13 protein-coding genes are annotated in these 14,934 nt (G+C 62.6%); 7 read left to right on the top strand and 6 right to left on the bottom strand.

Annotated features, from left to right (window positions below; translation table 11 throughout):
* Window positions 1–53: 53 nt before the first annotated feature.
* Entirely contained in the window at window positions 54–833 is a 780-nt protein-coding gene (locus WBV42_RS06645; RefSeq protein WP_423985330.1) for a PHP domain-containing protein, read from the bottom strand.
* A gap of 113 nt (window positions 834–946) precedes the next feature.
* Between WBV42_RS06645 and WBV42_RS06640 the strand changes: the two genes are divergently transcribed.
* Complete coding sequence (locus WBV42_RS06640; RefSeq protein WP_423985329.1) at window positions 947–1,534, top strand: histidine phosphatase family protein; 588 nt, start codon at window positions 947–949, stop codon at window positions 1,532–1,534.
* Between the two features lie 138 nt (window positions 1,535–1,672).
* Here the strand turns inward: WBV42_RS06640 and WBV42_RS06635 are convergent, their stop codons facing one another.
* The 3 genes from WBV42_RS06635 to WBV42_RS06625 form a co-directional block, all read right to left on the bottom strand.
* The gene (locus WBV42_RS06635) at window positions 1,673–2,074 is read right to left on the bottom strand and encodes a DUF7475 family protein (RefSeq protein ID WP_423985328.1); all 402 of its coding nucleotides are present in this window, start codon (window positions 2,072–2,074) and stop codon (window positions 1,673–1,675) included.
* 129 nt (window positions 2,075–2,203) lie between these two features.
* On the bottom strand, window positions 2,204–4,867 hold the full coding sequence (locus WBV42_RS06630) for a heavy metal translocating P-type ATPase (RefSeq protein WP_423985327.1): 2,664 nt from the start codon (window positions 4,865–4,867) through the stop codon (window positions 2,204–2,206).
* 110 nt (window positions 4,868–4,977) lie between these two features.
* Complete coding sequence (locus tag WBV42_RS06625) at window positions 4,978–5,712, bottom strand: lysostaphin resistance A-like protein (RefSeq protein WP_423985326.1); 735 nt, start codon at window positions 5,710–5,712, stop codon at window positions 4,978–4,980.
* A gap of 245 nt (window positions 5,713–5,957) precedes the next feature.
* Here WBV42_RS06625 and WBV42_RS06620 point away from each other — a divergent pair, with 245 nt between their 5' ends.
* Window positions 5,958–7,388 carry an arylsulfotransferase family protein gene (locus WBV42_RS06620; RefSeq protein WP_423985331.1) on the top strand — a complete coding sequence of 477 codons (1,431 nt, stop codon included), beginning with the start codon at window positions 5,958–5,960 and terminating at the stop codon, window positions 7,386–7,388.
* Between the two features lie 28 nt (window positions 7,389–7,416).
* Here the strand turns inward: WBV42_RS06620 and WBV42_RS06615 are convergent, their stop codons facing one another.
* A complete protein-coding gene (locus WBV42_RS06615) occupies window positions 7,417–8,457 on the bottom strand; it encodes a M48 family metalloprotease (protein WP_423985325.1) in 1,041 nt (346 codons plus the stop codon).
* Between the two features lie 101 nt (window positions 8,458–8,558).
* Between WBV42_RS06615 and WBV42_RS06610 the strand changes: the two genes are divergently transcribed.
* From WBV42_RS06610 to WBV42_RS06590, 5 genes are all read left to right on the top strand, one after another.
* Complete coding sequence (locus WBV42_RS06610; protein ID WP_423985324.1) at window positions 8,559–9,620, top strand: DUF4129 domain-containing protein; 1,062 nt, start codon at window positions 8,559–8,561, stop codon at window positions 9,618–9,620.
* Window positions 9,617–10,291, top strand: a complete 675-nt coding sequence (locus WBV42_RS06605; RefSeq protein WP_423985323.1) for a DUF7269 family protein — start codon at window positions 9,617–9,619, stop codon at window positions 10,289–10,291. The genes WBV42_RS06610 and WBV42_RS06605 overlap by 4 nt, the downstream gene beginning before the upstream one ends.
* A complete protein-coding gene (locus WBV42_RS06600; RefSeq protein ID WP_423985322.1) occupies window positions 10,288–11,568 on the top strand; it encodes a DUF58 domain-containing protein in 1,281 nt (426 codons plus the stop codon). The genes WBV42_RS06605 and WBV42_RS06600 overlap by 4 nt, the downstream gene beginning before the upstream one ends.
* Entirely contained in the window at window positions 11,565–13,058 is a 1,494-nt protein-coding gene (locus WBV42_RS06595) for a DUF7519 family protein (protein ID WP_423985321.1), read from the top strand. The genes WBV42_RS06600 and WBV42_RS06595 overlap by 4 nt, the downstream gene beginning before the upstream one ends.
* Window positions 13,059–13,330: 272 nt before the next feature.
* Complete coding sequence (locus WBV42_RS06590) at window positions 13,331–14,071, top strand: DUF6293 family protein (protein ID WP_423985320.1); 741 nt, start codon at window positions 13,331–13,333, stop codon at window positions 14,069–14,071.
* Between the two features lie 501 nt (window positions 14,072–14,572).
* Here WBV42_RS06590 and WBV42_RS06585 read toward each other — a convergent pair.
* A partial coding sequence (locus tag WBV42_RS06585) for a response regulator (protein ID WP_423985319.1) occupies window positions 14,573–14,934 on the bottom strand: 362 nt, incomplete at its 5' end.

Genomic DNA, 14,934 nt, shown 5'->3' with positions numbered 1-14,934 from the left:
CGGGAGAACGGAGAGTGAGAATCGGCGGGCGAGAATCGGCGAGCGGAGGGAGATCAGCGGTCGAGACTCGGCGGCGCGATCGGTTCGAGGTCCAACGACGAGAAGTGATCGTCCAGAAACTCGTGTCGGTTCGGAAGTTCGTCCGGCCTGTGTGAATCGGAGCCGACGGTGAACGGAATATCGTACTCGCGGAGAACGGCAAAGAACCCTTCCGACGGGTGGACGATTCCCGCGTCGGTCAGCGCCCGACCGGCGTTGATCTCCGGGACAGTCCGGGAGTTCGAAAACGCCTCCGCGAGCGTTCGGTAGTGGGATTCGGTGGCGCGGCCGCGGAGTTCCGGCGTTCGCTCTATCAGATCGGGGTGGGCGGCGATGTCGAACAGTTCGGAGCGAACGAGCGATGCGAGGTTTTCGAAGTAGTGGTCCACGAACGCGTCGAGCCCTTCGTCCGACATCCCGTCGAAGTTCGAGGACACCTGCACGTTCATCCCCTCTATGTCGTGGACGCTGCCGATGGTGTACTCGAAGTTCGCCCGGTCGAAGAAATCGCGGATTTCGTCCTCGTCGCGCGGATCGTAATCCATCTCGACGGCGTCGTATATCGCCACGTCGCTGGTCTCGCGCAACCCCTCGATGGCCCGTCTCCGACGTTCGTAGGTGGCGTCCAAGTTGAAGCCCCGTATCGCACGGATGTCGCGCGGGTACTCGCGCGACGAGACGGTACAGTGGTCGGCGAAGCCGATACCGTCGAGACCGGCCGCCTCGGCGGCCCGCACCATGCGAGTGAGGAACTTCCCGTCGGAGTAGTTCGAGTGGGTGTGAAAATCGCGCATGTGATAGGAACGGTGAACGAGGACGACCATAAAATTAGCTGCGAGGTCCACGAAAAATCGCACGGCGTGTCCGAAATCGGAAAGATTACTCGATGGACAGGAGGAGATGTCGTATGACGACCATCCACTTCGTCCGCCACGCCCACTCGCCGTGGGTTCCGAACCGGGAGGCGGAACGGCCGCTCTCGGAACGTGGTCACGAGCAAGTGGAGCGTGTCGCCGACATCCTTTCGAACGAGTCCGTAGATGCGGTCGTTTCGAGTCCGTTCGCCCGCGCCCGACAGACGGTCCGTCCGATCGCCGATCGGAACGGCGTCGAACTGGAAGCGGACGACGGGTTCCGCGAGCGGCAGTTGACCGACGGCCCTGTGGAATCCATCGGGGAGACGTTCGAAAGCGCAATCGAGCGGGTCTGGTCGGACTGGTCGTTCGCGTGGCCGAACGGCGAGTCGAATCACGATGCGAAACGGCGGGGAGTCGCGGCAGTCGAGCGTCTCCGCGAACGTCATTCCGGCGAGTCCATCGTCGTCGGCACGCACGGTAATCTCCTCACGCTGATCCTGCACGAGTACGACGAGCGCTTCGACGTCGAGTTCTGGCGGGCGGAACTTACGATGCCCGACATCTACGAGGTGACGTTTCCGGCGGAAGACGAGGAAGTCGAGATAACGCGCCGATACGAGGACTCGACAGTGGAGTAACGAGTGGGATAAAATCGGCACATCGACTGGAACGACCAATGAACGGCGGGTCGCGTTTTCGGTTCAAAAACGGCTCGAAAGTCGGGGGTTCTCGGTTGATCGGCGGTTCTCGGTTGATCGGCGGTTCTCGGTTCGTCGTCAGTTCTTCCCCATCCACATGGCAGCGACGCCGAGGAACAGGAACTCGATTACTTTGGTGACGATACCGGCCGGTTCGAGGAGTCCTTCGGACTCGGTCATCGGCAGGCCGACGGTACCGTTCGCGATGTAGGCGACGATGGCGACGGCGGCGACGATGGCACCGAGCCACCAGCCCCAGTCCCGGTCCTGGTAGATGCCGTACGCGGCGACTGCTGCCGCGGCGAAGTTGGCGACGAAGAGCACGCCGAGATAGGTGGTTTCCTCCAGGTGTTCGGGTGCCAAGGCGAGGTGAATCACCCCGGTGAGGAGGATGAGGGCTGTGCCTGCAATCGCGAGTTGTCGTCTCGAACTGTTCGACCCGGCGGTTGCCGTGTCGGCGTTTTGTGTGGAAGTATCCATAGTTTCCTCTGTTGACGGGAGAACGTCGGACGGGCACGTCCGACCCGCTGGTTTTCGATAGGGGCGGGTCGAAGAAAGCGGCTATGGTACAGCCATCGAATCGATGAAAAAAGTAACAGCGAAAAACGATTACTCGCCGAGACGGTCGCTCGGCGCGATTCGAGCGAGTCGCATGGCGTTGCCGGTGATGGCCGTCGTCATCCCCGCATCACCGACGAGGACGGCGGCCCAGATCGGGACGAGACCAAACGGAACCGCGATCGCGAGCGCGGCTTTCGCGGCGAAACTCGTCCAGACGTTCTGGCGGATGACGCCGTTCGCCTGGTGTGCGAGGTCGTACAGATACGGCAGTTTCGAGAGGTCGTCGCCCATCAGCGCGATGTCGGCAGTTTCCAGCGCGGTGTCGGTGCCGGCGGCACCCATGGCCACGCCGACCGTCGCGGTGGCGAGTGCAGGGGCGTCGTTGATGCCGTCGCCGACCATCGCAACACCGCCGGACCTTGTCCGGCGAGCCCACGACCGTTGCTCGTGGACCGAGCCATACTCGTCATCGAGTTCCTCGATGGCTTCGACCTTGTCCTCGGGCAGGAGTCCGGCGCGGAACTCGTCCACGCCGACCTGTTCGGCGATGGCCTTCGCCGTGCGTTCGTTGTCGCCGGTGAGCATGACGAGGTTGTCGATACCGAGGTCACGCAGGCGTTGAACCGCCGCCGTCGCTTCGGGACGAACTTCGTCAGCGACGGCGACGATGCCTTCGAGTTCGTCCTCGGTACCCACCAAGACGACGGTCTTCCCCTCGCGCTGGAGCGACGGAACCGCCTCGTCGATCAGGTCGAGACAGTCGTTTCGCGCACAGAGGTCGCGGGTTTCCGCTGCGGCGACGCCGCCGTCGGTTTCGTGGACGTGGTTCAGGTCGAAGCCGAGATTCTCGAACAGGGCGGGCTTTCCGGCGTAGTGGGTCGTCCCACTGAGGTCCGCCCGGACGCCCTTGCCGGTGAGGCTCTCGAAATCCTCGATCTCGTGTTCGGCCACGTTCGAGCCGTTCGCCTCGGCGACGATGGCGTCGCCGATGGGGTGTTCGCTGCGCGCTTCGAGGCCGCGGGCACAGCGGAGGACGTCGTCCTCGGTGTTGCCGTTGAGCGGAATCACGTCGGTGACGGTCAACTCACCTTTCGTCAGCGTGCCCGTCTTGTCGAAGGCGACGGCCTCGACCTCACCCATCGCTTCGAGGTGATTGCCACCCTTGACGAGGACGCCGTTTTTCGCCGCACTGGTGATACCCGAGACGACGGTGACGGGCGTGCTGATGACGAACGCGCACGGACACGAGAGGACGACGAGCGTCAACCCGTAGACGAACCACGTCACCCACGGCACGGAGAAGAACAACGGCGGGACAACCGTGACGAGGACGGCGAATCCGAGCACGACGGGCGTGTAATAGTCCGCGAAGCGCTCCACGAACTGCTCGCGCTCGGTCTTGTTGGCCTGTGCGTCCTCGACCATCGCCACGATGCGCGAGAGCGTGTTGTCGTCCGCTTCCGAGGTGACTTCGATTTCGAGGTAGCCACCCTCGTTGATGGTCCCGGCGAACACCTCGTCGCCCTCGGATTTGTCCACGGGCACGCTCTCGCCCGTGATCGGGGCCTGATTGACCGCGCTCTCTCCGATCGTCACCGTTCCGTCCATCGGTATTTTCTCACCGGGACGCACGACGACGATGTCGCCGACGCGAACTTCGTCCACGGGGACGGTTTCTTCCACCCCATCTCGTTTGACCGTCGCCTCGTCGGGCGAGAGGTCCATCAGTTCTTGGAGCGAGTTTCTCGCCTTGTCCATCGAGTAGCGTTCGAGCAGTTCCGCGACGCTGAACAGGAACGCGAGCGTGGCGGCTTCCAAGTAGAGCGATTTCCCGAATCCGACGCTGACCACGAGCGCGCCGAGGATGGCGACGCTCATCAGCAGGTCGATGTCGAGGTTTCGGTTGCGAAGCGAGTAGTAACCGTTGGTGACGATGGCCTGTCCACCGACGAGGACGGCCAGCAGGAACGAAACATCGGCAACCGTGATGTCGGCATTTCCGACCGCAGTGGCACCAGCGACGACCGTCGCGTTCTGTCCCGTGAGTGCGAACTCGAAGAGGAGTCCGAGCGCGACGAAGACGCCGCTGATCCACGTTTTGATGGCGCGTGAACTCCGCCAGACGCTTTCGGACGAGCGGGGTGACTCGCCGCGCTCGTCTTCGCTGGTTCCCGTGACCTCGTATCCCGCGTTCTCGATGGCCGCCGTCACGTCGCTGACGGAGGCCGACGGATCGGTCGTGACGACGGCTTTTCCGGTGGTCGGCCGCGTGTCGTAGGAGCGGACGCCGGGTACCGAATCGAGGGCGTTCTCGACCTTGCCCGCACAGGACGCACAGTCCATGTCCGGGACTGAAACCGTCACCTGGGAGCCATCGTCTTCGACGGCGTACCCCGCCTTCTCGACGCGACCCGAAATCTCGTCCGCGCTCGTCGTCTCACCGTCGTACTCGACGGAGAGGGTCCCGGTCGTGACGCCCGCGTCGATGGCGTCGATACCGTCGATTTTCCGGACGCTGTTTTCGACCTTGCCCGCGCAGGATGCACAGTCCATATCCGGGACGGACAACCGGACGACGTCGCTCCCGTCGCCGTTCCCACTCACCGAATCACCATCGGAACTGCCATCTCCGCGGCCGTCGCCGGAGGTTTCTCCCTCACAACAGCCACACGAACCGGAGTCGGGCGACCTGTCCGAACCCGTGTCTTGCATGAGAGAACGTAGCCACCACGAGTTTATTAATCCAGCTGCTATAGAACGGGGTTTCGTTAGGTAGAAATTATTAAAAAATCCGCGCTGAGTTGTTATCCCGTGGCGGACGGTTACGGGTGGATTTGGCCCGTCGCCATGAGATACTGGAGTCCGAACAGTGTCGCGTCGTACGCGCCGTGGATGAGTATCGGGACGGCGAGGTTGTTCGTGTACTCGTACACGCTCCCGAGGATGAGCGCCAGGAAGAACACGGTCGCGAGGTAGACGAATTTGCCCGATCCCTGCAACGAGAAGAAATGGATGGACGCAAAGAGCACGCTGGAGAGGATGACCGCGGGCACGGGGGAGAACGATTCGCGGAGAACCCCTTGGATGAGGCCACGGTAAAGGAGTTCCTCGCCGGGACCGATGAGGAGGAACGAGAGCGGAATCAATAGCAAGAACACCGCCGGATTCCCGCTCGCGATATCGACGACGGAGTTCTCCGCGGAGTGGAGGCCGAGCGACTGGATCACGCTGGAGATGACGTTCAACGCGCCGAAGAGGAGGACGAACCCACCGATGGCGACACCGATATCCCGAAGCGACGGGACGTGGATGTGGATGAAGTCGAGACCGAGGTCGCGATAGTTCAGGTAGACGAGCGCGATACCGCCGAACGTCACTCCTTGGAGCATGACGGAACTGACCAACAGCAGGATTCCAGGGCTGTTTTCGACGTTGATGCCGAAGGCCATGAGAGCCAAAAACGCAATCAGGGCGACGATTTGACCGACGCCGTACGCCCCGAACGAGAGGAAAATCCCCATGCCGAACGTTCGGAGTCGTGTTTCAGCAGTGCTCATTATCGCCCACTACGGTCGTGTCCCTTCTTCGTCTTTCGGTTGCGGAACGACGGGCGGAACGGAACGGGGCCCCAGTTGTCCACGGAGGAACGGTCGGATTTCCTGACGATCCACAGCGATAGGTCATGACAGGGAAATTATTTATGCCGGAGTAATCGCGCGTTAAAATGATTCTTGATTGACGAGATCGGTCAAAACGAGTATATTTTCGGACCCAATAGAGGGAGGTAATGGTATCAAAGCGGATGTATCGACTTTTCTTTGCCGGACTCGTGATACTTTCCGGGATCGCCGTCGTAAACGCGTATGCCTCCACCCCGGGAAGTTCGGCGGATTTCAGCGGAAAAACACAGTCCCAAATCAGAGCCGAAACGGGCGCAATGGTCTCCCCCCGTGACAACATCACTGTCATCGCCACGGACTCCAATTCGTGGCTCGGGAAGGAAGGAAGTGGCCCTCGTGCGCGGGCTGAACTCGTCGCGTTCAACCCGAACGGGTCGATCCTGTACTACAACGACACCCACACGAGATACTGGGACGTCGACCCGGTGAAGGGAACGAAAACGACGGTCGAGTACTCCTACGCGGACCACCTGAACAAATCGGAGTGTCCGACCAGTTGGAACCTCACGAAGCGCAACGTCTCCCAGAAGACGTGGAACACGTACATGAAGGTCCACGGGGAGGTCCCCGCATGTACGCGAAACGGAATCGACCGCGTGAACCTGACGACCGGGAAGGTAACCCCCATCTGGTCGCAGATCACGCCCGGGAAGGAAGCGACCCGGTATCACGACGTCGACCGGCTCGACAAGAACCACTTCGTCGTCGGCGACATCTTCCTCGACCGCGTGTTCATCGTGAACACGACGAGCGGACAGGTCGGATGGACGTGGAACGTGAGCGACGTCTACCAACCGAACAAGACCGGCGGTGAGTACCCGAAGGACTGGTCGCACATCAACAACGTGCAAGCGCTCAAGGACGGACGAATCGCCGTGAGCGTCCGGAATCACGACCAAGTCGTGTTCCTCAAGCCGGGGAAGGGCATGCTCAAGAACGAGACGCTCGGCAAGGACGACGACCACAGCATTCTCTACGAGCAACACAACCCCGACTACATCAACGAGTCGAACGGCGGCCCGGCGGAAGTCGTCGCCGACTCCGACAACAACCGCGTGATAGAGTACCAGCGCGAGAACGGGAGTTGGAACCAGACGTGGGTGTGGCAGGATTCGAAGATGCAGTGGCCCCGCGACGCCGACCGTCTGCCGAACGGCCACACGCTCATCACCGACTCGAACGGGAACCGCGTCTTCGAGGTGAACGAGAAGGGCAAGATCGTCTGGGACGTGCAAATCGCGTTCCCCTACGAAGCCGAGCGGCTCGGCACGGGTGACGAAAGCGCCGGCGGCCCGAGCGCCCAAAAAGCGGGACTCAAATCCAAGTCGAACGGGTTCGTCAACGAGTTCTGGATCGGCGTCAAGGACAAGATGCCCGGCAAGTACCTCAACGCGCTGATGTACATCACGCCGATCTGGATGGGCGTCCCCGAAGTCGTCGCCATCCTCATCAGTGTCCTGACGCTCCTGGTATGGGGCGTGGTCGAACTGAAGTGGGCGGGCGTCTTCTCGACGGTTCGCCGACGAATCGAGTCGTTCAACGAAACGCGATAACAGTGGATCGGAATTTTTTGGGTATCACTCAGGCTTCGAGTTCCGACGCCACGTCACGGAGCGCGGCGAGACGGTCCTCGATCGCGGGATGGGTCTGCACCGAAATCGGGAGCGAGTCGAGCGCGCCCGCTTCGTCCTCCTCGCCCTTCCCGAACCCGCCGGACAGGAAACAGAGCTGTTTCACGCCATCGACGGCGCGTGCGTCCCGGTCGGGTGCCGCGGGTGTGTCGGCCAACGTCGTGAGCGCGGACGCCATCGAGGCCGGACTGCCCGAGAGCGTCGCGCCCGCACGGTCGGCGACGAACTCCCGGTCGTGTGAAAGCCGTCCCGCGAGCGAGATGACGGGCATCGCCAGCAGTCCCAGCGCGACCCCGCCGAACAGCAGGACGAACGCGACGAGCAGGACGTACGTGACGGTGTATCGAACGCCGAAAATCGGCGCGTCGATGACGGCCGCACTCGGAACGTAGAGGAGGGCGATGGCGACCATCCAAGCGGTTCGTCTGGCTGATTTCCCCAGACCGAGGTCGGCGAGCAGGGAGTAGTTGCCCGCCAGCGCCGGGAGGAAGGTCGCCAAGGTCATCACCATCGCATCGCGGTTTTTGACGTGCGCGAGTTCGTGGGCGAGCACCGCGTCCAGTTCGTCCTCGTCGAGGGCGGAGAGCAGGCCGGTCGAAACGACGACCGTGGCGCGTCGCGGCGTTCCGACGGTGAAGGCGTTTGCGACCTCAGTTTCGGAAACGGCAACGGTCGGGACGGCGACGTCAGCGCCGGTCGCAAGCCGTCGAACGCGCGCGACGAGGTCCGAGTGCGTCTCGTCGGTAACGACGGTCGCATCGACCTCCGAGAGGGCTTCGCGGCGGGTGTATCGCAGTTGCGCCCACACCAACACCGCGGTCGCGGGGACGACGAACGCCAGCCATCCCAAACCGGCGGGAAGGCTCGACGCGACGGGGGCGAGCCAGGGGCGGAGGAGGAACGCGACACAGCCGACGAGCAGGAGGTCTGCGATCAGCACGCACGCGAGGGTGGCGAATATTCGCCGAGTCAGGGCGGGATCTCGTGACATGTCGTACGTAACGTGTCGCGGTCATCACACATGAATGTTGGTTCAAGGATGTGTTCATTTAGGAGAAGATATTTGCCGGATGAGAAAGAACCCGAACAGCAGTGGACCGTAATCATCTCCGTGCCGCCCTCATCGCCCTCTGCGTCCTCGCAGTTATCTTCGGCGCGTCCCTGTTTCCGGCGACCGGGTTCGGGTCGTATCCCGCCGGTCCGGGAGGCGGGAGTCGTGCAGGTAACTCGGGTTGGACCGGCCACGGCGGTCACTCGACCGTCGAGGCCGGAACCACGACCGGTCAGCAATCGAATGCGATGACGACAGCGGCCCAGACGACGAGCAGCGACTCGAACGGCGACTCGAACGGCCAATCGACAACGACGACTACGACGACGAACGCCGGAGCGGGAGCCAGTAATCATCCCTCGGCCGGCGGAGGAGACCTGCTCAAAACGATCCTCGAAGGAATCGGCGTCGCCCTCCTTTGCCTCGTCGGGTTCCTCCTCGCCGGATTCCGTACCGGGACGGTTCGCGTCGGTGGCGGTGGCGCGATACCGCTCGTGATTCGCGGCGTCCCCATCGGCGAACTGTTCGGGAAAATTCCCGCCAGAACGATGAGTCTCGTCGTCGGGTTTTCCGCGTCGATTCCGCGATTTACCGACGACGCGTTCGGTCTGTTAGCCGAACTCGGCCGTGGTCTCTCGGCCGGGACCGTCGGTCTCGGGTCGGCAATCGCGGAAACGTTCTCGATCCTCGGACGGGGCTTCGGCGGGGCGTTGCTCTCCGTCGGAAGCGTCGGAAGCGGCCTCTTTTCGATACCGAAGGTCCTCTCACGGCCGAGTTTCGGCGGTTCCAGCCGGAAATCGAAGCGACGAACCACGAGCCACGAAACCGCCCCGCCGGAACCCGAGGAACGGGGACCGCCGAGTATCGAGGAGGCGTGGGAATCGATGATCGAACGCCTCCCGGTCAGGCGTCGGCGAACCACGACCCCCGCGGAGTACGCACGCGTGGCGATGAACCGCGGGTACCCGGCAGATGCGGTTCGCCAGTTGACCGATGCGTTCCGTGAAGTCCGGTATGGGAGGTTCCCGGCGTCCGGGAAGCGGACGAAATTGGCCCGCACCGCGATCGACAGGATCGAGCGGTTCAGGGAGGACGACGAATGATGCGTCTCGTGGGACGTGCCATCGGACGCGCTGCCGGGCACGTCGGACGGCTGTTCCGAACCGATCAAAGCCGCGAGCGAATCCTGCTCGCGGCCGGTGTCGTTTCGCTGACCTGTGCGTTCCTCGTCGTCTTCGTCCCGCAAGTCGTACCGGAGGCCACGGTCAGGCCGTTGGTCGGCTGGATCGCCAAACCGATGACTATTTTCCTCCTCGCGGGCGCGGGCGGCGTGCTCGCCATCTGGTCACTGAAAGACGGCGTGGTGGACGAGCGGGAGGTCATCTGGCAACCGAGAACCGAGCCCGAGAAAGCGCACTTCCACGAACAGCGGACGACCGGGTCCGACGTGGACGACGGGCTTCGACTGTCCGAAGTCCTCGGGATAGAAGCCAGGGAGCGGCGCAGTCGCCGGGCAACTGCGCGGCGTCACGTTCGAAGAGCCGCGATCGAAACGCTCCGTGCAGAGGGAGACACCAAACAGGAAGCGGCCGAGCGACTCGAAGCGGGGTCGTGGACGGACGACCCGCGTGCGGCGGCCTTCCTCGGCGCGTCGAACGCGTCCATTCCGCTTCGCACGAGAATCAACGACTGGGCGCGTGGTGAGACGTTCGACCGCCGCGCCGAGCGGGCGGTTTCGGAACTCCGAACTCGTAACGGAGGGGAGTCACGATGAGCGATGGAAACGGCCCGCGATTGAACGCCGGAATGACGGTCGCGCTGCTCGCCGGTGCGGCGGGCGTCGTCACCGGAAACACCGTGATGTTCCTCTCGGCCGTCATCGGATTCGTCTACGCGGCCTACCAGTTCATGTCCAGAACGCCGGATATCACGGTCGAAGTCGACCGAGCGGTGAGCGAGCGATCCCCCCGCCCGAGCGAGGACGTACAGGTGACGATAACCGTCGAGAACTATGGCGACCATGCGATCCCGGACCTCCGTATCGTGGACGGCGTTCCGAAACAACTCGCCGTCGTGGACGGGTCGCCGCGTCACGGGACAAGTGTGGGGCCGGGAGAAACCGTTTCGTTCTCGTACACGATTCGCGCCCAGCGTGGCGCACACGAGTTCGAACCGACGACGCTCGTGGCCAAATCCATGAGCGGGACGGCCGAAGCCCGCGAGGAGCGAAACCTGCCGATGACCATAACGTGTGATACGTACGTCGAGGACATGCCGCTGTCGCAGTTGACCACTTCCATGCCGGGTCACATCGAGACCGATGCGAGCGGCGAAGGTATCGAGTTCCACTCGACACGGGAGTATCGTCCCGCCGACCCGATGAGCCGAATCGATTGGAAGCGGTTCGCGCGGACCCAAGAGCTGACGACGGTGAACTTCCGCGAGAGTCGCTCCGCATCGGTCCTGCTCCTCGTCGACGCCCGATCGAAGGCCTGTATCGCTCGCCGGTCGGGGGAGCCGAACGCCATCGACCTTGCCGGGTACGCGGCCGAGCGGATGACGGCCGCGCTCGTCCGACAGAACGATCTCGTCGGATTGGCGCTGTACGGCCCACAACCCCTGTTTCTCGCGCCCGATGGCGGCCGTGAGCAGGTCGCTCGTGTCCGTCAAGAACTCGAAGAGATCGATACGCCCCGGAAGACGACGAGCGGAAGCGGACTCTTCGGAACCGGGCGTGAGGAACGGATACGGGAGTCGCGGTTCAAGCGCCTCCGGAAACGTCTGTCCTCCGAGACGCAGGTGATATTCCTCTCACCGCTGGCCGACGACATGGCCGTCACTGTCGCAAAACGGTTCGACGCACACGGCCACGCGGTGACCGTCGTCAGCCCGGACATGACCGGAACGGAAACACCGGGCGGGACGGTGTCCAGTCTCGCGCGGGCGGAACGGTTGAACGAGGCTCGACGGAGCGGACTCCGTGCGATCGACTGGTCGCCCGACGAACCGCTTGCGGCGGCCGTCTCGAAGAGCACGAGGAGGTCCGCATGAGCGTGAATCATGGTTCGACGCGCTTCGGTGGCGCGTTGGCGAGCGTCGTTGCGGTCTGTGCGGTGATTCTGCTCGGCGTCGGAACGGGTAACCTCGTCAGCGTCGCGGCGGGCGTCGTCGGTGCGGTCTGCATCGCACTGGGCGCGAACGGGATGCAGTCGAAGCAGAACGAACGCCGAGCGGCCGGAAGCCTCGCCATCGTCGGCGGTGCGATCGCACTGACGGCCTCCACCGGACTCGGGACGCCGCCGTTGTTCTCGCTCCTGCTCGGACTCGGAATGACGGCGGTACTGCTCAACGCGAGGGTCGACCTCTCGTCGAGCGTCGGCTTTCCGGTGTACCTCATGCTTCGGCGGTCCACCGCGGTGCTCGTCGTCGGGACGGCCCTCGCGGTGTGCATCCACGGCGGTCTCTTCAGGACGCTCGGCGGACTCAGCAGTTTGGTCATCGTCAACGCCGCCACGTCGAGCACGCTGGCGATGATCATCGCCCTGCAGATTGGTTGTTTGGCGGCCGTCGAACTGCTCCATTGGGTGGTCCCGATACTGGACGATTGGCTTCCGGCGAAGGCACGACTCCGGCAGCGAATCCTCGAACCGTTCGGCTTCCGACTCGAAACGGTCCCGGTGGCGTACTGGGCGTTCCTCGCGATACAGATCCTCGTCGTGTATTCCGGATGGGGACCGCGTTGGTTCGCGAGGCTGTTGGCGTCGCTGTCCGTGCTCGGGGACGTAATCCGATCGGTGTTCGGTTCGGGCGTGCTTCAAGCGGTCGTCGGTGCGGTCATCCTGTTCGAACTGGTAATCCTCGCCGCGCGGGGGGCACAACACGTCATCATCGCGTGGATGGGTGACGAACCGCCCCAGACGCTCGCGTTTGCGGCCGGTGGTATCGGCGGCGTCGCGTTGGCGGGACTCGTCGGAGCGGTATCGACGTTCGTCCCCTCTGTCGGATCGACGCTCGCAACCATCGAGCCCTGGGGAATGGTCGAGCAACTCGGTCCGGCGACGGTCATCGCGGGGAGCGTTGCGGGCGTGTTGATTCTGCTCATGTTGGTGCAGGTGTTCGCCGTGTTGGCGGTCAGACCGTGGGTCGCGCTCGATTCGGCGAGCGGGTTCGCGTTCGGCGGCGCGGCGCTGTTCATCGGCGCACTCGCCGCCGCCGAACTCGGAGCGGCCCCGGTCATCGTCTTCTGTGCCGTCGGTGCCGCCCTCGTGGTCCGGGACGTGGGCGACCACGCGGCGGAGGTCGGACTACAAATCGGGCGGGCGGCAGAGACACGCCGCGGTGAGGTAGCCCACGCGACAGGGGGACTGCTCGTCGCTGTGCTCGGGATCGGCCTCGCTGTCGGAACGTTATCGTTCGTCGGTCAGGTATCATTGCCGACCAGTTCGTGGCGTGGGTATCTCGCGCTCGTCCTGCTGTTGGTCGCGGTCGTCTCGTTCACCCTCCTGCTTGCGACGGACGCGGAGGCGACTGACACGCGGTGACGAGAATTCCAGTTATACGATGACATAAGAAGAGTTCCAACTGGCCTCGGTTTCCCCGACTCGCCCGTGGACAACCACCCCGATGAGTCGCGGATTCGATCCGATACGTGACGCGACTAGATTCTCAACCACCTATTCAATTGATTGGCAAACGTTGGCGTGACAAATGTTGTCCATTTTGTCATAAATTTCACCGCGAGTTGGTGGTACTCGAACGGAAGGCGGGACGAAAATCTAGCGGTTTTAACGAGTTTCACGCAAAGAAATCGGCTATGCAATCCATCGATGAGGTACATATCGCTCCGCTCGGGTTCGAATACGACCGAATCTTGGGTCCCGTTCAGGAGCACGGGGTGGACATCCTCTATCTCCTCGAACACGACAGTCCCGAATCCGACCAGCCGGACTACCACGACGCGTTGAAGGACGAACTCGAAGCGGAAGGGATCGATGTCCGGTCGCGGACGGTGGATTTGATGGATATCTACGACGTGTTGGGAATCGTCACGACGCTGGTTTCGGAACACCAGGACGACATCGTTCGCGTGAACGTCGCGAGCGGGTCGAAACTCTCCGCTGTCGGCGCGGCGATCGCCTGTATGGCGACGGACGCGACGGCCTACTACGTCCATCCGGAGGGGTACGCCCACGCGGACAGGGAAGAACGGCAAAGTTACGGGTACACGGGTGAGGAAGTGCTCCCGACCTACCCCATCGAATCGCCCACACGCGATCAAGTGTCGGTGATGAACTATCTCCAAGAGTCGGATACGGAGGTGTACACGCCGAAGAAGAAGGACATTATCGGGTACTCCGAAGAGGCGGGGCTTTCCTTCATCGCGGACAGTAATCCGGCGAACGACAAGGCGAAGTTCGCCCTGTTGAACGCGAACATCATCGACCCACTGCAACGGGACGACTACATCGAGGTTCGGAAAGTCGGACGCCAAAAGCAAGTGACGTTGACCGACACCGGACACGACGTGCTCCGAGCGTTTCGACATAAACTGTAGCGACGAGGTGGAACGTGGTCGGGGGACGTTCGGCGTGCAGGAAGGACGACGAACGGAGTGTTACGAACGAGGCGAGTACGGAGAGTAAGGATATGTAGAATAGTATGGTGTGTGTTGATACTATCGACAGTAACGTTGCTATTGATAGTAAGATGGAAGTACTGAATTGGGTATCGGGTATAGAAATAATCGATGACGACGTAGCGACCCACCACCCCCGGTCGTTCCCCCGACGACCACGCTTCGGCCCTCATCGCTCGTGGTCCCGTGCCGCCCTCGGTTCCACGACAGCCTCCACTCTCACTCCCCCAACCTCATCCCGCTCCCGCCCACTCACCCTCCCGCCCCCAATGGTTCCTGGTGGGTCGCAAAACGGCTCGTCATCCTTTCTCCTTCGACGATTCGAACGTCGTAACTGTCCGGAACGGAAGTGTGAAAATCGACGGCGAATGGTGTCGAATTCGAGCGGTACCGAAAAAGCGCATCGAGCGGAGTGGCCAGTCAGCGATTCATCCGGATGTATTCCATCAACCCACGTATCGTCGCCTGTAAATCCGCTTTGTCCACCGGCTTTTCGAGGATGGTCTGTGCGCCGCGACTGACCGCCTTCTGTCGCATCGCAGGGGGAATCTGTGCGGCGAGGACGAGCATGGGAATGTCGCGGTCGTTGAGTTGCTCACAGCGCTTCCAGATGTCCTCGGTGAAGCCATCCACGTCGAGGACGGCGAGGGCAACGTCGTCGCGTTGCTTGAGCAGTTCGTCGAACTCGCCCATGCTGGTCGCTATCTCGACGTCGTACCCGCCGTTTTTGAGCAGGTCGGCGAGTAGTTCGAGGTTTCGCTCTCGCTTGCCCAGCGCGAGGA

Source organism: Haladaptatus sp., from assembly GCF_049589095.1.
Classification (GTDB): Archaea; Halobacteriota; Halobacteria; order Halobacteriales; family Haladaptataceae; genus Haladaptatus.
Note: the sequence above shows the minus strand (reverse complement) of the source record. Positions and strands in the feature narration are given on the sequence as shown.

What these genes read in the sequence shown, in the direction of transcription:
- WBV42_RS06595 (WP_423985321.1), top strand. Translation starts at nt 11,565, where the DNA reads ATGAGCGTGAATCATGGTTCGACGCGCTTCGGTGGCGCGTTGGCGAGC.
- WBV42_RS06645 (WP_423985330.1), bottom strand. Translation starts at nt 833, where the DNA reads ATGCGCGATTTTCACACCCACTCGAACTACTCCGACGGGAAGTTCCTC.
- WBV42_RS06640 (WP_423985329.1), top strand. Translation starts at nt 947, where the DNA reads ATGACGACCATCCACTTCGTCCGCCACGCCCACTCGCCGTGGGTTCCG.
- WBV42_RS06590 (WP_423985320.1), top strand. Translation starts at nt 13,331, where the DNA reads ATGCAATCCATCGATGAGGTACATATCGCTCCGCTCGGGTTCGAATAC.
- WBV42_RS06630 (WP_423985327.1), bottom strand. Translation starts at nt 4,867, where the DNA reads ATGCAAGACACGGGTTCGGACAGGTCGCCCGACTCCGGTTCGTGTGGC.
- WBV42_RS06605 (WP_423985323.1), top strand. Translation starts at nt 9,617, where the DNA reads ATGATGCGTCTCGTGGGACGTGCCATCGGACGCGCTGCCGGGCACGTC.
- WBV42_RS06615 (WP_423985325.1), bottom strand. Translation starts at nt 8,457, where the DNA reads ATGTCACGAGATCCCGCCCTGACTCGGCGAATATTCGCCACCCTCGCG.
- WBV42_RS06625 (WP_423985326.1), bottom strand. Translation starts at nt 5,712, where the DNA reads ATGAGCACTGCTGAAACACGACTCCGAACGTTCGGCATGGGGATTTTC.
- WBV42_RS06600 (WP_423985322.1), top strand. Translation starts at nt 10,288, where the DNA reads ATGAGCGATGGAAACGGCCCGCGATTGAACGCCGGAATGACGGTCGCG.
- WBV42_RS06635 (WP_423985328.1), bottom strand. Translation starts at nt 2,074, where the DNA reads ATGGATACTTCCACACAAAACGCCGACACGGCAACCGCCGGGTCGAAC.
- WBV42_RS06620 (WP_423985331.1), top strand. Translation starts at nt 5,958, where the DNA reads ATGTATCGACTTTTCTTTGCCGGACTCGTGATACTTTCCGGGATCGCC.